The organism is Pseudomonas sp. FW305-E2, assembly GCF_058782925.1.
Map to the genome: position 1 here is coordinate 1 of NZ_JBYSYE010000039.1, position 23595 is coordinate 23595.

The window sequence follows — 23595 nt, forward strand, 5'->3', positions numbered from 1 at the left end:
TGATTCAATTTGTTAAAGAGCGTTTGGTTAAGAACCTTTCGTCTCAACCGAGGCGCGCATTCTACGCTTTCCTCAGAACCTGTCAAGCGTTTATTTTTTACCACTGCTTTCTTTCGAAAGCTAACAACTTCAACAACTTACCGCTTGCCCCGAAGCGTTCATCGCTGCGAGGAGGCGAATAATACGCGCTTTGAAATCAGAGTCAACACCTTGTTCTGAAAAACTTTTCCATCAACGTTTTGCCGCTAACCGGCAACTAATGAAAGCGCCGTGGATCTGTAAAGAAACACACCACGGAGCGTAGCGGCCATGAGCGATGGGCAAAGCGAGAAAACCCCCGGCCTCTCTGCCGATGAAGAGCAGGAGGTCAGCCACAGCCAACCGCCGCGGGCGGCTGTGCTGCACGAAATCATTCGCTACCAGGGCGACCAGGAACTGGAACGTACACTTGCCGCGTTGTGGTGGTCGGCACTTGCCGCCGGCCTGTCCATGGGGCTGTCGTTGATGGCCATGGGGCTATTCTACGCCCGCCTGCCGGAAGGCGATGGTGCCCAGGTGGTCGCCAGCATCGGCTACAGTGCGGGCTTTCTCGCCGTGATCCTGGCACGCCAGCAACTGTTCACCGAAAATACGCTCACCGCCGTGCTGCCCGTCATGACCGCCCCTACGCTGGCCAACTTCGGACGACTGCTACGCCTCTGGGGCGTGGTGTTGCTTGGCAACCTGGCAGGCACCCTGCTGGTAGCCTGGGTGATGCTGGAACTGCCGATCTTCGACAGCAAGACCGATGTGGCATTCCTGGAGGTCGGTCGCAAGGTAATGAAGAACGACATCAGCCAAATGTTCGCCAAGGGCATAGTCTCAGGCTGGATGATTGCCACCATGGTCTGGATGATCCCTTCAATGGAGCACGCCAAGATCTGGATCATTCTGATGATCACCTACCTGATGGCCCTTGGCGATTTCACTCATATAGTGGTGGGGTCAGTCGAAGTGTCCTACCTGGTGTGGGCTGGCGACGAAACCTGGAGCCGTTTCTGGCTGGAATTTGCACTGCCGACGCTGGCGGGCAACATCATCGGTGGCAGTTTCATCTTCGCCTTGATCAGCCATGCGCAAGTGCGCAGTGACAGTGGCAAACCACCCTCGCGGCTTCTGAACGACGACCAGCCCCAGTCCGCGCGCAGCAGACATGAGCCAAAATGATACTCAGCGTGCCGCTACGGTGAGCTCATGCCCCTGGCCCTGCTTACTCATGGGCCAGGGCTACACATCCGTTCTGCCCGCCATGCGGTGACTCCAGATTGCCCCGCTCCCGTCCGCGGCGCGCTCAGTCGCATCTGAGCCTGGTTATCGACGGCCCACCACAGTGATCGAATCAACCGTGAATTGGCTTGTAAGGTCATTTCTCGCCGAAGTAACACTGTTCAACAATATTCATCCGAATTATGCGATGAACGGTACACCGGCAGAAGAAGATCAGCATTATGGACAATCGCATCGGCAAAGGGCTTTCATTCGTCAAGCGCATCTACCTGCCGCGGGTCATTGGCCTGGGAATCGGCCTGTTCACTGTCATGGCGGCGATTGCGCCGCTGTCGCCCCCCTCCTGGACATGGCTGCTAGTACTGTTCAATGGTTTGCTGTGGCCGCACGTGGCCTACCAGTGGGCTGCCCGCTCGACAACGCCTTACCAGGCGGAACAGCGCAACCTTCTGCTGGACTCGCTGATGGGCGGGTTCTGGACTGCCGCCATGCACTTCAACCCGCTACCCAGCGTGACCGTGCTGTCGATGATGACGATGAACAACGTCGCCGCCGGCGGCAAGCGCATGGTCTTTCGCGGAGCGCTGGCGCAACTGGCTGGCATGCTCGCCGCCATCCTGCTGCTTGGCCCTGGCTTGCAATTGATCGCCACGCCCCTGCAGGTCTATGCGTGCCTGCCAATGCTGGCGCTGTACCCACTGGCCTTGGGCTGGGTGTGCTACCAGCTTGCGATCAAGCTGGGCGACCACAAGCGCCGGCTGAGCGCCCTGAGCCTCACCGACAGCCTGACCGGGCTGTTCAACCACGGCGCCTGGAAGGACCTGCTGCAGCTCAAGTTCCAGGCGTGCAGGCAGCGACAGGGGCACGCGGTGATTGCCCTGATCGACATCGATCACTTCAAGACCATCAACGACACCTTTGGCCATGTGGTCGGCGACTGTGTACTGCGCCAGCTCAGCGCTGAGCTGCGGCGCAGTTTGCGCGAGGGCGACCAGGCCGGGCGTTACGGCGGCGACGAATTCTGCGTGATCCTGCCCGAAATCAGCGAAGCCCAGGCCTGCCAAGTCATGGAGCGTCTGCGCGAGCGGGTTTCCAGCTACCGCAACACACAGTTACCGCACCTGCGCATCAGCCTGAGTATCGGCCTGTCACCCTTCGAGGCCAACCTCGAGTCCCCCGAGCACTGGCTCGAACAGGCGGACAAGGCGCTGTACATCGCCAAGCACGCTGGCCGCGATCAGGTCAATTTTGCCCGCGGTGAAGCTGCCGCGCTCAGGCTGGCCTATCCTGATTGAACCTCCTTCCTGTCTGCCTGGCGGGAGGTTGCCTGAAGGAGCCGCTCGCGCATGGCCAGGACCGCCAAGCTTCTACCCGCTAGCCCCACACCGCGCTTTCAGGTGCGCCACCTCATTGCCGGTTTCAGCGCAGTGTTCGGCCTGGCTTGCCTGGTCATTCTCGGCGCTCTGTTCAATATCGCCAGCACACTCGACCAACAGGAGCGCCAGCGTAGCGCCTTCCATGCGAACCAGGCGCTGGAACAACGGCTGCTCGCCTCGCGCCAGTTTCTGTCCAGCTATGCCGTATGGGATGCAGCCTTCGAGCACTTGTCGGGCCAAGCCGACTGGCAATGGGCCTACGAGGAAAAAAACATAGGTGAGTCGCTGTACAGCGCCAGCGGCTACGAAGGGGTGTTCGTAGTGGAAAACGACCGCACCACCTATGCCTTGTTCAAAGGCCAGCCCAGCCAGGCAGGTGCCAACACCTACATAGACACACCGCTGCAGCCGATCATCGAACAAGCCCGCGCGGCGGCAGTTTCACGCGAGCAAATCACCCATTTCGTGCTGTTCAATGGCTGGCCGGCCGCACTCAGTGCAGCAGCCGTGCGCCCGGACCGGGAGGTTACCGACAGCGAGGTGAGCCAGGCGCCGGTGATGCTGTTCATTGACCAGCTCACCGAAAGCAAACTGGCGCAGTTGGGCAACGGCGCCGGCCTGACGGGCATGCACGTGGAAAAGGAGGATATGCAGGATCACAGCCACCTGCGCATCGACCTGGGCGACACCGGCTACCATCTGACCTGGAACAGCCCACTGCCGGGGCGTCAGATGCTGCGGGCAGTGTTGCCAGCACTGTTGTGCGCACTACTGATACTTGGCTTGGTGATGCTGTACCTGTTCCGCCATGCCTTGCGCAGCTCCCGGGCAATCGGCCTCACGCTCGTGCATCTGCAACAAAGCAACCAGGCCCTGGAGGCCAGCGAGCAGCGTTTCCGCGCGGTGGCCGAATCGGCATCCGACTGGATCTGGGAAACCGACCGGCATCAACGCCTGACCTACCTGTCGCAACGCTTCGCCAACGTCACCGGCTACCCGGTAGACGGCTGGCTGGGCCACCCGCTCAACCAGTTGCTGGCCTGCGACACCACGCCGTTGTCACCTTGGCTCGACGCCCTGGCTACCGCCGACCCGCAGCAATTGGCCAACCTGCGCTGCACTTACCGCGACCAGAATGGCCAGAACCGCTACTGCCGGATATCCGCCCGCGCTATCTGGCGCGATGGCAAGGCCATCGGTTTTCGGGGTACCGCCAGCGATATCACCGACGAAGTCGACGCCCACGCGCGCATCCAGCATCTTTCGCTGCACGACCCACTGACCGGGCTGGCCAACCGCAATAAGCTCGCCCGGCACTTGGAGCAAGCCTTGTTGCGCGGCAGTGACTCGCCGCCGCTGACCTTGTTGCTGCTGGACCTGGACAACTTCAAGCCGATCAACGACTCGCTCGGTCATGCCGCCGGAGATGCCGTGCTGCAAGAAGTGGCAACGCGCCTGCGCGACACCACCCGCGATGGCGACCTGGTCGCGCGTCTGGGCGGCGACGAGTTCATCCTGGTACTCAGCGGCATGGACAACAGCAGCGAGATCGACCGCTTCTGTGCGCGCCTGATCGGCCTGCTGCAGCAACCCATCGTCTTCGAAAGCCAGCCGCTGCACATCGGTGCCAGCATTGGCGTTGCCCAGACGCGTAACCAGGGCTTCGATGCAGGTGAGCTGATCCGCTGCGCCGACATCGCCCTGTACCAGGCCAAGGCCGATGGAAAGAACACATGGCGCTACTTCGTTGCCGAAATGAACCAGCAGATCCAGTACCGCCGCCAGCTGGAGAACGACCTGCGCCGGGCCCTGCGCAATGAGGAGTTCGAGTTGCATTACCAGCCACGCTACCGCCTCGACGACCTGCGTATCGTCGCGGTCGAGGCCTTGGTGCGCTGGCGGCATCCACAGGAAGGGTTACTGGGGCCGGACACCTTCATTCCGTTGGCCGAGCAGAGCGACATCATTGTTGCGCTGGGCCGCTGGGTGCTTCGCGAAGCTTGCCGCACTGCCCATGACTGGCCAGCCGACGTGCTGGTTTCGGTCAACCTGTCGCCTGCGCAGTTCTTGCGCAGCGATGTGGTAGCCGACGTGCGCGAAATTTTGCTCGACACGGCCTTCCCCGCCCAGCGGTTGGAACTGGAGATTACCGAGAACGTGATGCTCAACGACATCGAGGGCGCGCTAGGCACCATGCTGTCGCTCAAGGAGCTAGGGGTGCGCCTGAACATGGATGATTTCGGCACCGGCTATTCGTCGTTGGGCTACCTGCGTACTTACCCGTTCGACAGCATCAAGATCGACAAACGCTTCATCAGCGGCCTGAACAACAACGGCGGCAGCGACCGCGCTGTGGTCCAGGCCATCATCAACCTGGGTGAGGCGATGGGGCTGACAGTGACAGCCGAAGGCGTGGAAAGCGAACATCAACTCAAGGCGCTGGAAAACGATCGCTGCCATGAAGTGCAAGGCTATTACCTGAGCATGCCCCTGGACAGCGCCGGATTGGCGGCGTTGTTGCACCAAACCTCCCAAAGCACTGCACAGCCCTTGTAGACGCGGCCTTGCTCCTAAACAGACTGAGTGTGCTGCTGCAGGCTGCGCTGCGCCACGATTTCGGGCAGATCACAGCGGCGCAGGTAGGCGCGCAGCGGTTCACCAATGTTCAAGCGGTCATCCACATGCTGATCCAGCAACAGCGACAGCCGTTCGCGGCACAACACCATGCGCAGCCCTTGCTCGGGCCGCCAGACAAACTCGCTGCAGGGGGTGATACTGGCGTCGGCCACGTCCATGCCGAACGCGTCCTCGGAGAAACGCACGATATGAACACCGCGCTTGCCGTGAAAACCGACAAAGCCCTTTAGCTGATCGGCGGCGTTGCAGATATCCTGGGAAGTGATGGCCATGACGTAACCTCGCAATGAAATCGGAAGATACGCACGCCTGGCGGAAGAAGGGTTGCCTCTGTCGGGCAACTCACAGCGGCAGCCTAACGCAACTGGCGGGCCGTTCGCCAAGTTTTTTCGTGCCTGCCCGACGTCGTCGACGACCTCAAGCTATACTGCCTTCACCACACGACCCGGCTGTACCGCTTCGACCGTTACATCTCTGTCTATTGAGGCAGCACCATCACTGCGGGTCGCGGACCTCATGCACTTGCACACTCGCCGTCATACCCGCACTCAAGGTCAGCCCTTCCGGCACCTGATCCAGGCGAATCCTCACAGGTATGCGCTGGGCCAGTCGTACCCAGTTGAAGGTCGGCTCTACCTCCGGCAGCAACTGGCTGTCCGGGTTGCTGTTGCGGTCGGTGATGCCGCGGCTGATGCTCTCCACGTGCCCCTGCATCGGTTCACCCGTGCCCATCAGCCACACCTTCACGGTGTCCCCAACGCGAATGCGCGGCAGCTTGGTTTCCTCGAAATAGGCCTGGATGTAGAACGTCGAATCATCCACCAGCGCCATCACCGATTCCCCGGTGTTCACATAATTGCCTTCGGCCAGACGCAGATTGGTGATATGCCCGCTGCGCGGTGCCCGCACCTCACTGCGCGCCAGGTTGATCCTGGCCACCTGCAACTGCGCCTCGGCCTCATGCAACTCACCACGCGCGATGGCGGCATTGATCTGGGCGTTTTCACGCAACTCGGCACTGATTGCCTCTGGCCCCAAGGCAGTACGCCGGGCTGCTTCACGCTCGCGCAAGCGCAGTTGCTGGGCGCGGGTCTCGGTCACCGCACTGGCCTGATCGAGCGCGGCCTGGAAGCGCTCGCGGTCAATGCTCATCAACAAGTCGCCAGCCTTGACCTGCTGGTTGTCATGAACCTTGAGTTCGCGAACCCAGCCAGACACGTCAGGCGCAATCACCACCACATCGGCGCGCACACGGGCATCGCGTGTCCATGGGGTGAGCATGTAGTACTGCCACAGCTGGTAGCCGGCCAACACCGCCAGGGCCACCACACACAGGGTCACCAGAATACGTACGGCCGCACGCATCGAAACACTCCTTTATAAAGTTCCCAGCAGACGTACCACCAGGAACAACACACAGACGAACAGCGCTGCGTCGAACAGCGCTTCATGCCAGATCCAGCGCCCCAACGGTGTGGCATGCACCACCAGGCGCAGCAGGCCGGTGAGCAGCAGCGCCAACAACACATAAAGCAGAAACGGGCTGAGCAGCACGCCGCCCACTTCCCACTCACGCAAACCCATGGGTGTCCTCCTGCCAGCGGCACCATTTGCCCCAGCTTTTCTGCAATTGCAGTACCGCCCCTTCGGCCAGGCGAAGCGGGTCGCTGGCTGGCAGCCGACGCAAGGCTGCAATGAACTGCTCACTGGCAGCATCCAGCCGCTGCCCACGCCCGGCAGCCGGCCCTTTGGCCAGCACTGCTTCCACTTGTTGCAGGTACTCGCGCTCGGCCCGCCCCAAAGGGGCCTGGGCGACCGCCAGGCACATGCGCAGGTGCACCAGTTCGTCGCCGATATCCAGCCCGTGCAGGCCGTCATCCCAGCGTTTGCGTTCGCCTTCCGGTAATTCACTGGCATGCCGCGCCAGTTGCATCAGCCGGTCGGCCATGCGCCCGCCAAACCAGCTGTCAGCCCCGCGCAGGTCGCGCCGGGTCAGGCGCACCAAGTCGTTCTGCGTTGCAGCACGCAAGCGCCGGCCCAGCCAGGCCGGGTGGCGGAACACCAGTAAGCGGAAGGCCATGACCGCTGCCGACACCCCCACCAGCATGGCCAAGGCACTGTTCAACATGGTCGCCACGCCGAACTGCATGGCGTTGAGCGGCGACACCAGCACAATGAAGTGCAGGCAATAGGAAGTGGCCGTAGCCCCGGTACGCGGATGGGCCATGCCCAGTGCACCAAGAAACAGTGGCACGCCCATGCCCAGGCAGAGCATGGCGAAACTGCTCCATTGCGGCAGCATGATCTGCCCGACCAGAAACGCCGCCGGTATCGCCAGGAATATCCCGCGCAGGAAACTCAGGCCGATCTGTGCGCCGTTCTCGCGACTGGCGAACAGGCTGCAGACCACGCAGGTCAGCACCAGGCCACCTGGTGCCGAAGGCCAGGCCGTGGCCAGCCAGAAACCACTCATTACCAGGAAGGCCAGCGCACTGCGCGAGCCGAACAGCAAGGCCAGCGACCAGTCTCGGTGCACGGCCAGCCCCTGGGACACGTCCTTGGGCGCCCTGCCCGCCTCCACATCCTCAAGTGCCTGGCTGGCGGCCATGGCATAGTCCAATAGCAGGGCCATGCGCGCCAGGCAGAAGTGCTCCGCCGAACTGATCTGCTCGTCGTGTGCGGCATCCCAGATACGCTGACGCAACAACAACAGGCTGGGCTGGTCGGGTTGGTCGAGCAGCGTACGCACTTCCTGCAACCAAGGCGTCAAGTGCTCGACCTCACACTCATCCAGTTGCCGCCACTGGCGGCGCACCGAACGGGAAATACGCAACAACACCAGCAGTTTCTGGCTAAGGCCACGAATGGCACGGGCACGTTGGCGCCCGCGATTGCCCTCGAACCAGGCATGTTCACGTTGGCTGTCGATGGCAACGATGCGTCCCAGGCTTTCCAGCAGGCCTTTGCGCGCCTCGTCCTCTCCGCCCAGCATGGCGCTGGCGGCCTGCAGGCCGTTCTGCCAGGCCTGCCGCGCCTGCCCGCCCAGTTGCTGCTCGACCCGCATGGGCCAGAGCAAGGCACTGCTGGCTGTTGCACAGAAAATACCCAGGCAGATCTCGGTACAGCGCGCCACGGCCTGGTCGAATACCTGCAGGGGGTGGTCAATGGCCGGCAAGGCAATGATCGCTGCGGTGTAGCCGGCCAGCACGAAAGCATAGGCCCAGGCGCTGCGCAACTGGGTGGACGCGGCAGTACACAGGGCCAGCCACAGCGCCAAGGCAAGCAGGAACAGCCCGGGGGTCTGGGCGAACAGGCCGATGAACAGCACTGACATGACTGTGCCGACCAACGTGCCGGCCAACCGCGCCAAGCCTTTCTGCACCACCATGCCCGATAGCGGCTGGGCGACGATGAAAGCAGTCATCAATGCCCAGGAGGGTTGCTCCAGCCCCCAGCGCATCGCCAGCCACAACGCCAGGCCGCCACCGAGCAGGGTCTTGATGGCAAACTTGAGGGCGAGGCTGCTGGGCGCGAACAGGGCCTGAAAGGTGATGGGCACGAGGCGGACCTTGCGGGGAAAAGTCTTGCTGAAAAGATAGACAATGATGAGCAGAATAAAGCGGAAACGATTAATTAGCTAGCTAATCATGTATATGCGATGGGCCTGCACTGAGAGGGACAGCTCAGGCAATAAAAAATGCAGGCAAAAAAATGGGCGACCGAAGTCGCCCTAAATGCCTTGCGTGCTCGTGTACCCGGAAGGTCAGCGCGGCTTGCGCTTGTTCGAGTCCTTCCAGATGAAAATGCCCAGACCGGCAAAGAAGGCGACCATCAGCCCGACCGTTACCACACCGGCGATAACCACGTTGTCGAAGAACATGCTGGCCTCCCCATTCGTTTGCCGTTGTCCGATGGGTACACGTTAACCAATGTGGCGGCGGGGAAAATTGATCAGTGTCAATGGTGCCCGAGGCCGGGCACGCGAGCGGGGCGCAGGGTTGACCTGCGTCAAGTTTCAACGCTTCTTAGGTTTGCCCTTGGGCTTCTTTTTCTTGCTGGTACTCAAAGGCAGGGCCTGCTCGAAAGCATTGCGCATTTCGTTCAGCCGCTTTTCCTTGAGGTCGTGGACGCGCTTGGCACGTTCGGCATCGAAATCGATGAGGTTGTCTTGGCTCATGGGTGGGCTCGACGATCAACAGAGAAATGCATGATGAAGCCAGGCGCAGGCGCTGACCAGCCCCGTATCAGACTTCGATGTCCACCAGCAGTCCTTGGCGTACATGCTCGCCCATCAATGGCGCTACCGGCACGGTATTGTCGGCATTGACCTCGTCACCCGGGACGGCATCGTAGCGTTCCTGCTCGCCCTTATTGCGGTGTTGCTGCTGGCGGCGCTGTTCATCGCGCAGCAACAATACCTGCTCCTGCGGGTCGCGCTGGCGCTTGAGGTCAATGGCACTTTCGCCGGACGCAGGCTGCGTCGGCACCACCGGCTTGATATCGGGGGTTGGCTTGACCGGGTCCTGTTGCGAGGTGACCGGGGCGGCACTGAGCGGAATGATCGGCGGCAGCATGGACGTTCTCCTATGCCCCCTGTATCGGCAGGCGCAGCTTTACCTTGATGTCATGGACAACATTTACTCGGCTTCGTCACCCGGCTCGTCGTCGACTGGCGGACTGGCCTCGCTCCAGGGCCGCTTGTACACCTGTTGCCAAACCGCATCCATATGATCGCGTAACACCTGCGGCGCGGCTTTCAGCGAAGCGCTGTCCTCGCGCTCACCACCGATCGGTTCCTCGCCCGCCGGGGTGATCAGCGACTGGCCGGTAATGGTGTAACTGGCCTGCCCTTCACGCATCTCGATGGCGATGTCATGCGGGTCGATACCGCCGCCGCAGAACGCATGGCTGGCCACCGTTATCTCGGCCACACCATTCTTGTTCAGGTCGCTCACATCACTGACGTCATTATAGAAGTCCACGTCCAGGTCCAGCCCCGGGCAGGTCGTTTCCTGCTCGACCTGCCAACGCGCCTTGAAGGTGTCGTTCTCGGCCGTGCGCCCGTACAAGGTGGCCTTGAGCACCACCTTGTCCACTTCCTGTTCGCTTTCCAGGTCGCTGGCCTGGCCATCGCTGCGGCTCAGGACCAGCAGCCCTTCGCCGTCACTGTCACGAAAGTGCACGCTCTTTATCGGCGTCTGTACGCCCAGTACCTCAAGCTGCTCCATCGGAATGGGGGGCAATGTCTCAAAGTTTTTCTGCTCGCAGGCGCTCAGCAGCACCAGGCTGCCCACGGCCATCGAAGCGCTGATCCAGCGGTGCTTGGCAGACATGTTGATCCGGAGCCCTCGTCGGCGGCGCTGTGCAGGGCGATGAAACGACTAGACTGTGCCTTTCGATACCTTTCGGTGCTATCGGCACTTTGGTCTGACCGGCCGATCCGTTAACATAATCGGCTTTTTCATCGCGGGAGTTCAGGCAGTATGGCGCAGCAGTATCAACCGGGGCAACGCTGGATCAGCGACAGCGAAGCAGAGCTCGGCCTGGGTACCATCCTGGCGCAGGATGGCCGCCTGTTGACCGTGCTCTACCCGGCCACTGGCGACACCCGCCAGTATTCCCTGCGCAATGCGCCGCTGACCCGCGTGCGCTTCTCGCCAGGTGACCAGATCACCCACTTCGAAGGCTGGAAGCTGACCGTACGCGAAGTCGAGGACATCGACGGGCTGATGGTCTACCACGGCCTGGACGGGCAGAACCAGCCTCGCACCCTGCCCGAAACCCAGTTGTCGAACTTCATTCAGTTCCGCCTGGCCAGCGACCGCCTGTTCGCCGGGCAGATAGACCCACTGTCGTGGTTCAGCCTGCGCTACAACACCCTGCAGCACACCAGCAAGCAGATGCAATCGGCACTGTGGGGGTTGGGCGGCTGCCGCGCACAGCCCATCGCCCACCAACTGCACATTGCCCGCGAAGTCGCCGACCGCAGCGCCCCGCGCGTTCTGCTGGCCGACGAAGTGGGCCTGGGCAAAACCATCGAAGCCGGCCTGGTCATTCACCGCCAGCTGCTGTCGGGGCGCGCCAGCCGCGTACTGATCCTGGTGCCGGAAAACCTCCAGCACCAGTGGCTGGTGGAAATGCGCCGGCGCTTCAATCTGCAAGTGGCGCTGTTCGACGCCGAGCGCTTCATCGAAAGCGACGCCAGCAACCCGTTCGAGGATGCCCAACTGGCGTTGGTTGCCCTGGAGTGGCTGGTCGACGACGAAAAGGCCCAGGACGCACTGTTTGCCGCTGGCTGGGACCTGATGGTCGTCGACGAAGCCCACCACCTGGTCTGGCACGAAGACCAGGTCAGCGCCGAATACGGCCTGGTCGAGCAACTGGCCCAAGTGATTCCGGGCGTACTGCTGCTCACCGCCACCCCCGAGCAGCTTGGCCAGGACAGCCACTTCGCCCGCCTGCGCCTGCTCGACCCCAACCGTTTTCACGACCTGGCCGCTTTCCGCGCCGAAAGCGAGCACTACCGCCCGGTAGCCGAAGCGGTGCAGGAACTGCTCGACGAGGGCCGCCTGTCGCCCAAGGCCCACGCCACCATCCTGGGCTTCCTGGGTGCCGAAGGCGAAGCCCTGCTGGCTGCGGTCAGCGACGGCGACACCCAGGCCAGCGCCAGGCTGATTCGCGAACTGCTGGATCGCCACGGCACCGGACGCGTGCTGTTCCGTAACACCCGTGCGGCGATTCAGGGCTTCCCCGAGCGCCAGTTGCACCCCTACCCGCTGGCCACGCCCGAGCAATACCGCAACCTGCCAGCCGGCGAGCATGCCGAGCTGTACCCGGAAGTTGCCTTCCAGGCCCAAGGTGAAGTGGCCGATGACGAGCGCTGGTGGCGTTTCGACCCACGCGTCGACTGGCTGATCGACACCCTGAAGATGCTCAAGCGCACCAAAGTGCTGGTGATCTGCGCCCACGCCGAAACCGCCATGGACCTGGAGGACGCCCTGCGCGTGCGCTCCGGCATCCCGGCCTCGGTGTTCCATGAAGGCATGAGCATCCTCGAGCGCGACCGCGCCGCTGCCTACTTTGCCGATGAAGAGTTTGGCGCCCAGGTCCTGATCTGCTCGGAAATCGGCAGCGAAGGCCGCAACTTCCAGTTCGCTCATCACCTGGTGATGTTCGACCTGCCGGCGCACCCCGACCTGCTCGAACAGCGCATCGGCCGCCTTGACCGGATTGGTCAGAAGCACACTATCCAGTTGCACATCCCGTACCTGCAAGACAGCCCGCAAGAGCGCCTGTTCCAGTGGTACCACGAAGGGCTCAACGCCTTCCTCAACACCTGCCCCACCGGCAATGCCCTGCAGCACCAGTTCGGCCCACGCCTGCTGCCGCTGTTAGAAGGCGGCGATCACAAGGCCTGGGATACCCTGGTGGCCGACGCCCGCAGCGAGCGCGAGCGCCTGGAAGCCGAACTGCACACTGGCCGTGACCGCCTGCTGGAGCTCAATTCCGGCGGCGCCGGCGAAGGTCAGGCGCTGGTCGAGGCCATTCTCGAACAAGACGACCAGTTCGCCCTGCCGATCTACATGGAAACCCTGTTCGACGCCTTCGGCATCGACAGCGAAGACCATTCCGAGAACGCACTGATCCTCAAGCCGAGCGAGAAGATGCTCGATGCCAGCTTCCCGCTGGGCGACGATGAAGGCGTGACCATCACCTATGACCGTGGCCAGGCGCTGTCACGCGAGGACATGCAGTTCCTCACCTGGGAGCACCCGATGGTGCAGGGTGGCATGGATCTGGTGCTGTCAGGCTCGATGGGCAACACCGCCGTGGCGTTGATCAAGAACAAAGCGCTCAAACCAGGCACCGTACTGCTTGAACTGCTGTTCGTCAGCGAGGTGGTGGCACCCCGCAGCCTGCAACTGGGCCGCTACCTGCCGCCGGCGGCACTGCGCTGCCTGCTCGACGCCAATGGCAACGACCTGGCGTCACGCGTTGCCTTCGAAACCCTCAACGACCAGCTCGAGAGCGTACCGCGCGCCAGCGCCAACAAGTTCGTCCAGGCCCAGCGCGATGTGCTGGCCAAGCGTATCAGTGGCGGCGAGGAGAAGATCCTGCCGGCCCACAACGAGCGCGTGGCCGAAGCCCAGCGCCGCCTCACAGCCGAGGCCGACGAAGAGCTGGCGCGCCTGGTGGCATTGCAAGCGGTCAACCCAAGTGTGCGTGACAGCGAAATCGACGCCCTGCGCAAGCGGCGCGAAGATGGCCTGGCAATGCTGGAGAAGGCCGCCCTGCGCCTGGAAGCCATTCGCGTGCTGGTGGCTGGCTAACGCAGGCCCCGCGCCCTTGTGGGAGCGGGCACGCCCGCGAACACCGGCGAAGCCGGTGGCATCCATCGCAGTGGATGCTTCGCGGCCTCGCCCGCTCCCACAGGAAGGTATCAGGGCCCCAAATTTATTCCTCACTGCGATTGAAGTTATAACCAAATCGTAGAAATCATTGTGCCATTAGTCAGGAAGGCTTAAGTACTCCTTCCTATACTGCCTCTGGACAGTCTGCACAGGGTTGTAGCGCAGACGAGTGAAAACTCGATCAAGAGGCATTCCATGGAATGGCTGGGGCTGCAACTGTTCGCCGATCTTCCCGCAACCGGGCGCATCGTCATCGACTGCCGTCATGAACCGCTCTTGGTTCTGCTCGCCTACTTCGTTGCTTGCGCGGCCTGTTTCGCCACCCTCGACATGGCCGAGCGCCAGTCCCACAGCGACGACCCCACCGCCCACCGGCAATGGAACATGCTAGGAGCCTGCTGCCTGGCAGGCGGCATATGGGCCATGCACTTCATCAGCATGCTGGCCTTTCGGGCCCCGGTAGAAGTGCACTACGACGTATCCCTGACCATTCTTTCGCTGCTCATCGCACTGGGCGTGGCCTGGCTGGCCATGCACAGCCTCGAACGCAGCAAGATGCGCGCGCACCACTGCGTGCCGAGCGCAGGGCTGATCGGCCTGGGCATCATCCTCATGCATTTTGTCGGCATGGCCGCGATGGAAACGGGTGCCCGCCAGTACTACCAAACCGGCTTGCTACTTGCCTCTGCCGCCATTGCACTGCTCACCGCCCTGACCTCGCTGTACCTGGCCCGCTACTTGCGCAATGGCAGCGGCACCCTGTACCAAGCCATGAAGTACGGCGCCAGCCTGCTGATGGCGGGCGGCATCGTCGCCACTCATTTCACCGCGATGTCGGCCATGACCTTGGTCATCCCTGCCGATACCGCACTGCGCCTGCCGTCTGGCGACAACAGCCTGCAGCTGGGACTGGGCATCGGCTTCATCACCCTGCTGATCAGTGGCGCCAGCATCAGCGCCGCACTGGCCGACAAGAAGCTGCAAAGCAAGGAGCACGACCTGCGCCGGGTCAGCGTACTGCTCAGCCAACTGGACCAGGCCCGCGCTTCGCTGCAGCAGGCGGCGCACTATGATGCCCTGACCAACCTGCTCAACCGCCGCGGATTCAACCAGGTATTCGCCGAGCGCCTGGTCGAAACTCAGGCCAGCGAAAACCGCCTAGCCGTGATGTTCCTCGACATCGACCATTTCAAGCGCATCAACGACAGCCTCGGCCACGACGCCGGTGACGAGCTGCTCAAGGTAATCGCCCACCACATCAAGGCCGCTACCCGCAGCCACGACCTGGTTGCGCGTTTTGGTGGCGACGAGTTCTGCGTGGTCACCAGCCTGAACAGCCGCGACGAAGCCCGCCACCTGGCCCAGCGCATCATGCAACGGATGAAAGACCCCATCGACCTGGGCGGACGGCGCATGGTCATGACCACCAGCATTGGTATAAGTATCTTCCCAGACGATGGCGGCACAGCCGAAGAGTTGCTCAAGCATGCCGACCTGGCCCTCTACCAATCCAAGGACAACGGACGCAACAGCCTGAATTTCTTCAATGACAGCCTGAAGGCTCGCGCGTCGATCGCCTTGCAACTGGAAGAAGAGCTGCGCCTGGCGCTGCTTGAAGAACGCGGGCTGTGTGTGCACTACCAGCCGATTTTCGACCAGCGCAGCGGGCAAGTGGCCAAACTGGAAGCGCTGGTACGCTGGCAGCATCCTCAACATGGCCTGCTCGGGCCCGACCGTTTTGTCGGCATTGCCGAAGCCAACGGCCTGATCATCGACCTGGACCTGTGGGTGCTGCGCCACGCCTGTGCCGACCTGGCCCACTTACAGCGCCACGGCTACGACGAGGTCCAGGTCACGGTCAATTGCTCGGCAGTCACCCTTAGCCACGACGAACTGCCCAACGAAGTTGAAAAGGCACTGTTCCACGCCGGCCTTGCGCCGCGCCACCTGGAGCTGGAAGTGACCGAGAACGCCCTGGTGGGCGATATCCAGCGCACGGTCAGCCTGCTCAAACGCGTCCGGGCCTTGGGGGTGACACTTTCGATCGATGATTTTGGTACCGGCTACTCCTCACTGGCCTACCTCAAGCGCCTGCCATTGGATGTGCTGAAGATCGACCGCACCTTTCTGCAGGATGTACCGGGCAGCCAGAAAGACCGCGAAATTGTCCAGGCGATCATCGCCATGGCGCATACCCTGCACCTGCGGGTAGTCAGCGAGGGCGTGGAAACCGCCGAACAGCGGGCGTTCCTCGAAAGCCATGGCTGCGACTACCTGCAGGGGTACCTGTTGGGGCACCCCGTACCGCTGGCCGAGTTGCGCCCACTGCTGGAGCGGTTGCAGCGCCAGAGCGGCCGGATCACACCTTGTTGCGGTACAGCTCAACCAGGGTCGCCGGATCTTTTTGCAGGTAACCCTGGCTACCGTGCAAGCGCATCAGTTGCGCGGCAAGGCCACTGAGTGGCGTCGCCGAGCCTTGCTCGCGGGAAAACTTGACCGCGCCATCGAGGTCCTTGAGCAGCGTGCGGACGTGCCACTTGATTGGCTCGAAGCGGCTCTCGGCCATTTGCGGCGCAAGAATCTGCAATGGCTTGGAATCGGCAAAGCCACCCGCCAGCGCTTCAGCGATCAGCGTCGCGTCCACGCCCGACTGTTCGGCCAATGCCACCACTTCTGCAATTACCAGGGCATTGCACGCTACAATCATCTGGTTGCAAGCCTTGGTCACCTGCCCCGTGCCCACCGCGCCCATATGCGTCACGCGCTGACCAAGCACCTGCAGCACCGGGCGTGCACGCTGCAGATCGGCCGCTTCACCGCCCACCATGATCGCCAGCGTGCCCGCTTCGGCACCGGGCGTACCGCCAGAGACAGGTGCATCCAGCCAGGCCATGCCGCACAGTGCTGCCAGTTCGGCAGCCATTTCACGGGTGGCGGTGGGTTCCAAGCTAGAGAAATCGATCAGCAACTGGCCGCTTCGCCCGCCCTGGGCAATGCCTTGCTCGCCAAACACCACCTCACGCACCACCGCCGTGTCGGCCAGGCACAGTAGTACCATGTCGCTGTCACGGCACAATTCGGCCGGGCTGCTGGCCAGGCGCGCTCCAGCAGCGACCAGTGCGGCGCATTTGTCCGGGCTGCGGTTCCATACCGTCAGCGGATAACCCGCTGCCAGCAGGCGGCGGCACATGGGCAGGCCCATCAGGCCGATGCCGGCGAATCCAAGCGAAGGTAGTGCAGTGCTCATCGATAAACTCCTGACTGATTCGAACATTTCCCAGGCGGGCTACGATTCCGTTAGTGCCTGCCAGAACGGCGGCCACATTACGCATCCCGTAAACTGTTACCGCCACGCCGAATTGTTACTTCCCTCTACCCGCCTTGATCGCTTTCAAGCACCAAAACGGAGCTGATGCGTATTTTTGCGCACCAAAAAAGATCACGCTTCTTCCTGGCCCTTCACCTGTATCACGATGAACGGCGAAACCACCACCGCCCAGATCTCTGGGTCGCGGCTTTGCAGGTCCAATGCCTGCTCGGCCGATACCGGCCCAACAGTGCCATCACTACGCCACTTGGCGAAGATCTCGCTGCGATTCTCGGCCATCGCCTCAGCAACGGCGATCAGGTCAAGGCTGGGGTCGACCCAAATCAGGTCACCCTTGGCCCAAAAACGCTCCAGCGCTTTCCACTCGATGATTGCCGTCTCGCCAAGCAATTTGGCATAGAGGGTGCTTGTTTGATCAGTCATGGGTGGTATCCGCAAAAAATCGGTCAATAAAAAAGGCCGGCATTTTTGCAGAAAAACCCGGTTTCAAATATGTAATTTGGTCGATTGGCCCCGAAGTTGTGGGACGGGGTCGCAGATGCAGGCAGTTTGATGGCGCCTTTCTGTATCTTTCTGTCGATCAAGCGACAACGCAGGAAAGACGCACTTTTCGACCGCTTTTCAAGCGCTCGAACAGCGCTCTACACTGTACCGGTACAGTTCCGGGACATGTTCCGGGGGAAGGTGGGCTAGCGCGTTGGCATGGCCACGCCGCAAATCCCGCCCGGTCTGTAGCCCTGGCCGCCAGGACTATAAGAATTACAACAGAATGAGTGGAGCACTATGATCAAGATTTCCAAGCTGTTCGCCGCAATGGTACTGGCCGGGGTAGCCAGCCATTCGCTTGCCGCCGATACCATCAAGATCGGCATCGCCGGTCCCAAGACGGGTCCTGTGACCCAGTACGGCGACATGCAGTTCATCGGCGCCAAGCAAGCCATCAAGGATATCAACGCCGCGGGCGGCGTGGATGGCAAGATGCTCGAAGCCAAGGAATACGACGACGCCTGCGACCCTAAACAGGCCGTGGCAGTCGCCAACAAAGTGGTCAACGACGGCGTCAAGTTCGTGGTCGGCCACCTGTGCTCCAGCTCCACCCAGCCTGCGTCCGACATCTACGAAGACGAAGGCGTGATCATGATCACCCCGGCCGCCACTTCGCCGGAAATCACCGCCCGTGGCTACAAACTGATCTTCCGCACCATCGGCCTGGACAGCGCACAGGGCCCGGCCGCCGGCAACTACATCGCCGACCACGTCAAGCCGAAGGTCGTTGCCGTCCTGCACGACAAGCAGCAGTACGGTGAAGGCATCGCCACCGCCGTCAAGCAGACCCTGGAAAGCAAGGGCACCAAGGTTGCCGTGTTCGAAGGCCTGAACGCGGGTGACAAGGACTTCTCCTCGATCATCCAGAAGCTCAAGCAGAACAATGTCGACTTCGTCTACTACGGCGGCTACCACCCAGAGCTGGGCCTGATCCTGCGCCAGGCTCAGGAAAAAGGCCTGAAAGCCAAGTTCATGGGTCCGGAAGGCGTGGGTAACGACTCCATTTCGCAGATCGCCCAGAACGCCTCCGAAGGCCTGCTGGTCACCCTGCCGAAGTCGTTCGACGCAGACCCGGCGAACAAGAAGATCGTCGACGCCATCAAGGCTGACGGCAAGGACCCAAGTGGCCCGTTCGTATTCCCTGCCTACTCGGCTGTCGAGCTGATCGCTCAAGGCATCAAGAAAGCCGGTTCCGATGATACCGACAAGGTGGCCGAGGCCATCCACAAAGGCACCTTCAAGACCCCGACCGGCGACCTGTCGTTCGACGACAAAGGCGACCTGAAAGACTTCAAGTTCGTGGTCTACGAATGGCACTTCGGCAAGCCGAAGACCGAAGTCTCCCCTCAGTAACTGCGTGACTAATAGCTGACCTACGAGCCCACTGTGCGAGCAGTGGGCTTCGTTTTATGAGGTTCATGGGCCCGATCCCCGCGATCCGGGGGCAGGCTCACCTGAAAATCTTAAAACCGTCACCCGCGGTTTCCTGGCCGTACCCCTGCCAGTGAAATGCAAATCAGGTTTTTAGGAGCGCTGTAATGCCTGAGATCTACCATTTCTTCCAACAACTGGTTAATGGATTGACCATCGGCAGCACCTATGCCTTGATCGCCATCGGCTACACGATGGTGTACGGCATCATTGGCATGATCAACTTCGCCCACGGCGAGGTGTACATGATCGGTTCCTACGTGGCCTTCATCGCCCTGGCGGGCCTGGCCATGATGGGTATCCATTCGCTGCCGATCCTGATGACCGTCGCCTTCGTCGCGACGATCTTCGTCACCAGTGCCTATGGCTACAGCATCGAACGGGTTGCCTACCGCCCCCTGCGCAACAGCAACCGTCTGATCCCGCTGATTTCCGCCATCGGCATGTCGATTTTCCTGCAGAACACGGTCTTGCTTTCGCAAGACTCCAAGGACAAGTCCATCCCCAACCTGATCCCCGGGAGCTTCTCCTTCGGGCCAGGCGGTGCTGAAGAAGTACTGATCAGCTACATGCAAATCCTGGTGTTCGTTGTCACCCTTGTGGCCATGACCCTGCTCACCCTGTTCATCTCTCGTTCCCGCCTGGGCCGCGCCTGCCGCGCCTGTGCCGAGGACATCAAGATGGCCAACCTGCTGGGCATCAACACCAACAACATCATCGCCCTCACCTTCGTCATCGGTGCCGCCCTGGCTGCCGTGGCGGCCGTGCTGCTGAGCATGCAGTACGGGGTGATCAACCCCAACGCCGGTTTCCTGGTGGGCCTGAAGGCTTTCACCGCGGCGGTACTGGGTGGCATCGGCAGCATCCCGGGCGCCATGCTCGGCGGGCTGGTGCTGGGCGTGGCCGAAGCGTTCGGTGCCGATATCTTCGGCGACCAGTACAAGGACGTGGTGGCATTCGGCTTGTTGGTTCTTGTCCTGCTATTCCGGCCGACCGGCATCCTGGGCCGCCCGGAGGTTGAAAAAGTATGAACAGAAATCTCAAACAGGCGTTCTTCAGCGCCTTGCTGGTGTGGGCCGTGGCCTTCCCGGTACTGGGCCTGAAACTGAGCATCGACGGGATCAGCCTGGTCGTGCACAGTCAGGGCTCGTTCACCATCAGCATCATCGCCGTGTGTTCGGTGCTGATGTTCCTGCGCGTGCTGTTCGACAAGCAGTGGAGTTCGGTGATGGGCCGCCGATCGGATCGCAAGCTGATCCCCCCGGCAGTCAGCAACTACCTCACCCTGCCCAAGACCCAGCGCTACGTCATCATCGGGTTGATCGTGATAGCACTGGTATGGCCGTTCTTCGGCTCTCGCGGTGCGGTCGACATCGCCACGCTGATCCTGATCTACGTGTTGCTGGGCCTGGGCCTGAACATCGTGGTCGGCCTGGCGGGCCTGCTCGACCTCGGCTACGTAGGCTTCTATGCCGTCGGTGCCTACAGCTACGCCATGCTCTCGCATTACCTGGGCTGGAGCTTCTGGGTGTGCCTGCCGATTGCCGGCCTGATGGCTGCCACCTTCGGCTTCCTGCTCGGCTTCCCGGTGTTGCGCCTGCGTGGTGACTACCTGGCGATCGTGACCCTCGGTTTCGGTGAGATCATCCGCCTGTTCCTGCGTAACCTCACCGATTGGACCGGCGGCCCCAACGGCATCAGCAACATCCCCAAGCCGGAGTTCTTCGGCCTGACCTTCGAACGCCGTGCGGCCGAGGGCATGCAGACCTTCCACGAGTTCTTCGGGCTGCAATACAACTCGATCAACAAGGTGATCTTCCTGTACCTGGTGGCCCTGCTGCTGGCCCTGCTGGCGTTGTTCGTGATCAACCGCCTGCTGCGCATGCCGATCGGCCGCGCCTGGGAAGCCCTGCGTGAAGACGAGATCGCCTGCCGTGCACTGGGCCTGAACCCGACCGTGATCAAGCTCTCGGCATTCACCCTGGGTGCCTGCTTCGCCGGTTTCGCCGGCAGCTTCTTCGCCGCGCGCCAAGGCCTGGTGACGCCGGAGTCGTTCACCTTCATCGAGTCGGCGATCATCCTCGCCATCGTCGTGCTGGGTGGCATGGGTTCACAACTGGGCGTGATTCTCGCGGCCATCGTGATGATCCTGCTGCCTGAGCTGATGCGTGAGTTCAGCGAATACCGCATGCTGATGTTCGGTGCGCTGATGGTGTTGATGATGATCTGGCGTCCGCAAGGCCTGCTGCCTATGCAACGTCCACACATGGAGCTGCGTCGATGAGCCGCGAAATTCTGCAAGTCAGCGGCCTGAGCATGCGCTTCGGCGGCTTGTTGGCGGTCAACGGCGTGGCCCTGACCGTCAAGGAAAAACAGGTGGTGGCGTTGATCGGCCCGAACGGCGCCGGCAAGACCACCGTGTTCAACTGCCTGACCGGCTTCTACAAGCCCAGCGGCGGTACCATCCTGCTCGATGGCCAGCCGATTCAGGGCCTGGCCGGCCACCAGATCGCCCGCAAGGGCGTGGTGCGGACCTTCCAGAACGTGCGGCTGTTCAAGGAAATGACCGCACTGGAAAACCTGCTGATCGCCCAGCACCGCCACCTCAACACCAACTTCTTCGCCGGCCTGTTCAAGACCCCGAGCTTCCGCCGCAGCGAGAAGGAGGCCATGGAACGCGCGCAGTACTGGCTGGAGAAGGTCAACCTGACCGAGTTCGCCAACCGTACGGCCGGCACCCTCGCCTACGGGCAGCAACGCCGCCTCGAAATCGCCCGCTGCATGATGACCCAGCCACGCATCATCATGCTCGATGAACCGGCAGCCGGCCTGAACCCGAAGGAAACCGAAGACCTCAAGGCTCTGATCGCCTACCTGCGTGAGTCGCACAACGTCACCGTGCTGCTGATCGAGCACGACATGAAGCTGGTGATGAGCATTTCCGACCATATCGTGGTGATCAACCAGGGTACCCCCCTGGCACATGGCACGCCGGAGGAGATCCGCGACAACCCTGACGTGATCAAAGCCTACCTGGGGGAAGCGTAAATGCTGAAGTTCGAAAACGTTTCCACTTTCTACGGCAAGATCCAGGCGCTGCACAGCGTCAACGTGGAGATCAACCAGGGCGAGATCGTCACCCTGATCGGCGCCAACGGTGCCGGCAAGTCGACCTTGCTGATGACCCTGTGCGGCTCGCCGCAGGCGCACAGCGGCAGCATCAAGTACCTGGGTGAAGAGCTGGTCGGCCAGCCCTCCTCGCACATCATGCGCAAAAGCATCGCGGTAGTGCCGGAAGGCCGTCGCGTGTTCGCTCGCCTGACGGTCGAGGAAAACCTGGCCATGGGCGGTTTCTTCACCGACAAGGGCGACTATCAGGAGCAACTGGACAAGGTCCTGCAACTGTTCCCGCGCCTGAAAGAGCGTTACATCCAGCGCGGCGGCACCATGTCCGGTGGCGAGCAGCAGATGCTGGCCATCGGCCGGGCGCTGATGAGCAAGCCCAAGCTGCTGCTGCTCGACGAGCCTTCGCTGGGCCTGGCGCCGATCATCATCCAGCAGATCTTCGACATCATCGAACAGCTGCGCCGCGATGGCGTGACGGTGTTCCTGGTGGAGCAGAACGCCAACCAGGCGCTGAAGATCGCTGACCGGGCGTATGTGCTGGAGAACGGTCGGGTGGTGATGCAGGGCACCGGTGAGGCACTGCTGACCGACCCGAAGGTGCGCGATGCCTACCTGGGGGGTTGAATGAAAAAGGGCCTTCGGGCCCTTTTTTCTGCCCGCAGGACGTGTATCGTGGCCAGCTCTTTGGCAAAGATTCCCCGGAGCCCGCCCCATGCGCCTCACCCCTACCCTGCTGCTCAGTGCCCTGCTGCCGCTGTTCGCTGGCTGCCAGCTACTGGCCGAGCAGCCCCGTGACCCGAACATCGGCACCACACGCATGCAGGGCGAACTGAGCGCCAACGGCGGCCGCCTGTTGTTCAAGCCCTGCAGCGAAGCACGCCGCTTCGTGATCAACGACGTCGCCGGCACCGGCATCCTGCAGGAGTCCGCCAACCTGGCCAAGGACGCCAATGCCAAGTTGTTCGCCGACGTGCGCGGTCGCCTCACGGGCGTCAAGCAGGCCGACAACGACGGCCAGCTGGAAGTCAGCCGCCTGTACCGCCTGGAACCCTCCACCCGCGCTTGCGACGACCCCAACTTCAAGCAGCTGACCCTGCGCGCCAATGGCCATGAACCGGACTGGGACATCAAGGCCAGCGGCAAGGGCATGGTGCTCAACCGCATCGGCAAAGACCCGCTGCCACTGCCATTTCTCGAAGAAGAAGTGCCCGGCGGCGGCCTGACCCTGACCAGCGAAGCCAACGGCCAGCACGTGGAACTGTGGGTCGCCCCGCAACGCTGCGTCGACAGCGCCACCGGCGCCATCCACCACCTGCGCGCCGAACTGCGCATCGACGGCCAGACCCTGCGCGGCTGCGGTTACTACGGTGGTGCGCGCGACAACTGATCGCCGGGCGCTTTTATCCTGCCAGTCAGGGCGTCTAACAGCTTATACTTGGCGGTTTGTGTAAAGCCGCCGGCCGCCCATGGCCGG

General features: G+C 62.0%; 21 protein-coding genes. 11 read left to right on the plus strand and 10 right to left on the minus strand.

Going from position 1 to position 23595, the window contains the following annotated elements:
* Nucleotides 1-309 precede the first annotated feature (309 nt).
* From AC3WLP_RS22245 to AC3WLP_RS22255, 3 genes are all read left to right on the plus strand, one after another.
* Nucleotides 310-1206, plus strand: coding sequence for a formate/nitrite transporter family protein (locus AC3WLP_RS22245; RefSeq protein WP_088512935.1), 897 nt, complete (start codon nt 310-312; stop codon nt 1204-1206).
* A gap of 281 nt (nt 1207-1487) precedes the next feature.
* Nucleotides 1488-2561: a diguanylate cyclase gene (locus AC3WLP_RS22250; RefSeq protein WP_088512936.1), complete on the plus strand. Its 1074-nt coding sequence runs from the start codon at nt 1488-1490 to the stop codon at nt 2559-2561.
* 51 nt (nt 2562-2612) lie between these two features.
* Nucleotides 2613-5198, plus strand: a complete 2586-nt coding sequence (locus AC3WLP_RS22255) for a bifunctional diguanylate cyclase/phosphodiesterase (protein ID WP_012051436.1) — start codon at nt 2613-2615, stop codon at nt 5196-5198.
* 14 nt (nt 5199-5212) lie between these two features.
* Here the strand turns inward: AC3WLP_RS22255 and AC3WLP_RS22260 are convergent, their stop codons facing one another.
* The 8 genes from AC3WLP_RS22260 to AC3WLP_RS22295 form a co-directional block, all read right to left on the minus strand.
* Nucleotides 5213-5551: a DUF2025 family protein gene (locus tag AC3WLP_RS22260; protein ID WP_012051435.1), complete on the minus strand. Its 339-nt coding sequence runs from the start codon at nt 5549-5551 to the stop codon at nt 5213-5215.
* Between the two features lie 223 nt (nt 5552-5774).
* Complete coding sequence (locus AC3WLP_RS22265) at nt 5775-6644, minus strand: efflux RND transporter periplasmic adaptor subunit (protein ID WP_012051434.1); 870 nt, start codon at nt 6642-6644, stop codon at nt 5775-5777.
* A gap of 12 nt (nt 6645-6656) precedes the next feature.
* Nucleotides 6657-6863 (minus strand): DUF1656 domain-containing protein, encoded by a 207-nt coding sequence (locus AC3WLP_RS22270; RefSeq protein WP_012051433.1) that lies wholly within the window; start codon nt 6861-6863, stop codon nt 6657-6659.
* Nucleotides 6850-8838, minus strand: a complete 1989-nt coding sequence (locus AC3WLP_RS22275) for an FUSC family protein (RefSeq protein ID WP_088512937.1) — start codon at nt 8836-8838, stop codon at nt 6850-6852. Before AC3WLP_RS22275 ends, AC3WLP_RS22270 begins: the two co-directional genes overlap by 14 nt.
* Before the next feature lie 204 nt (nt 8839-9042).
* Entirely contained in the window at nt 9043-9159 is a 117-nt protein-coding gene (gene ccoM / locus AC3WLP_RS22280; protein WP_003254862.1) for a cytochrome c oxidase subunit CcoM, read from the minus strand.
* A 135-nt stretch (nt 9160-9294) separates the two neighbouring features.
* Nucleotides 9295-9456, minus strand: coding sequence for a hypothetical protein (locus AC3WLP_RS22285; protein ID WP_003254864.1), 162 nt, complete (start codon nt 9454-9456; stop codon nt 9295-9297).
* Nucleotides 9457-9523: 67 nt separating this feature from the next.
* Nucleotides 9524-9853, minus strand: a complete 330-nt coding sequence (locus AC3WLP_RS22290) for a hypothetical protein (protein ID WP_014755547.1) — start codon at nt 9851-9853, stop codon at nt 9524-9526.
* 63 nt (nt 9854-9916) lie between these two features.
* Complete coding sequence (locus tag AC3WLP_RS22295) at nt 9917-10612, minus strand: M949_RS01915 family surface polysaccharide biosynthesis protein (protein WP_004576201.1); 696 nt, start codon at nt 10610-10612, stop codon at nt 9917-9919.
* Between the two features lie 150 nt (nt 10613-10762).
* On the opposite strand from AC3WLP_RS22295, the gene rapA reads away from it, so the two are divergent.
* Together rapA and AC3WLP_RS22305 are read left to right on the plus strand one after the other, a co-directional pair.
* Nucleotides 10763-13609: an RNA polymerase-associated protein RapA gene (gene rapA, locus AC3WLP_RS22300; protein ID WP_003254868.1), complete on the plus strand. Its 2847-nt coding sequence runs from the start codon at nt 10763-10765 to the stop codon at nt 13607-13609.
* 276 nt (nt 13610-13885) lie between these two features.
* The gene (locus tag AC3WLP_RS22305; protein WP_088512938.1) at nt 13886-16150 is read left to right on the plus strand and encodes a putative bifunctional diguanylate cyclase/phosphodiesterase; all 2265 of its coding nucleotides are present in this window, start codon (nt 13886-13888) and stop codon (nt 16148-16150) included.
* On the opposite strand, the gene AC3WLP_RS22310 is transcribed toward AC3WLP_RS22305, so the two are convergent.
* Nucleotides 16050-16937 carry an NAD(P)-dependent oxidoreductase gene (locus tag AC3WLP_RS22310; RefSeq protein WP_012051428.1) on the minus strand — a complete coding sequence of 296 codons (888 nt, stop codon included), beginning with the start codon at nt 16935-16937 and terminating at the stop codon, nt 16050-16052. The two genes, AC3WLP_RS22305 and AC3WLP_RS22310, sit on opposite strands and share 101 nt — an antisense overlap.
* A 192-nt stretch (nt 16938-17129) precedes the next feature.
* Nucleotides 17130-17441, minus strand: a complete 312-nt coding sequence (locus AC3WLP_RS22315) for a DUF2288 domain-containing protein (RefSeq protein WP_012051427.1) — start codon at nt 17439-17441, stop codon at nt 17130-17132.
* A gap of 360 nt (nt 17442-17801) precedes the next feature.
* Between AC3WLP_RS22315 and AC3WLP_RS22320 the strand changes: the two genes are divergently transcribed.
* From AC3WLP_RS22320 to AC3WLP_RS22345, 6 genes are all read left to right on the plus strand, one after another.
* Complete coding sequence (locus tag AC3WLP_RS22320; protein ID WP_088512939.1) at nt 17802-18917, plus strand: branched-chain amino acid ABC transporter substrate-binding protein; 1116 nt, start codon at nt 17802-17804, stop codon at nt 18915-18917.
* Between the two features lie 185 nt (nt 18918-19102).
* Nucleotides 19103-20026, plus strand: a complete 924-nt coding sequence (gene livH / locus AC3WLP_RS22325; RefSeq protein WP_008097482.1) for a high-affinity branched-chain amino acid ABC transporter permease LivH — start codon at nt 19103-19105, stop codon at nt 20024-20026.
* Nucleotides 20023-21279: a high-affinity branched-chain amino acid ABC transporter permease LivM gene (locus AC3WLP_RS22330; protein ID WP_012051425.1), complete on the plus strand. Its 1257-nt coding sequence runs from the start codon at nt 20023-20025 to the stop codon at nt 21277-21279. The genes livH and AC3WLP_RS22330 overlap by 4 nt, the downstream gene beginning before the upstream one ends.
* Complete coding sequence (gene livG, locus AC3WLP_RS22335) at nt 21276-22043, plus strand: high-affinity branched-chain amino acid ABC transporter ATP-binding protein LivG (RefSeq protein WP_003254878.1); 768 nt, start codon at nt 21276-21278, stop codon at nt 22041-22043. Before AC3WLP_RS22330 ends, livG begins: the two co-directional genes overlap by 4 nt.
* Complete coding sequence (locus AC3WLP_RS22340) at nt 22044-22745, plus strand: ABC transporter ATP-binding protein (RefSeq protein ID WP_003254879.1); 702 nt, start codon at nt 22044-22046, stop codon at nt 22743-22745.
* Nucleotides 22746-22833: 88 nt separating this feature from the next.
* Entirely contained in the window at nt 22834-23508 is a 675-nt protein-coding gene (locus AC3WLP_RS22345) for a COG3650 family protein (RefSeq protein WP_012051424.1), read from the plus strand.
* Nucleotides 23509-23595: the final 87 nt, after the last annotated feature.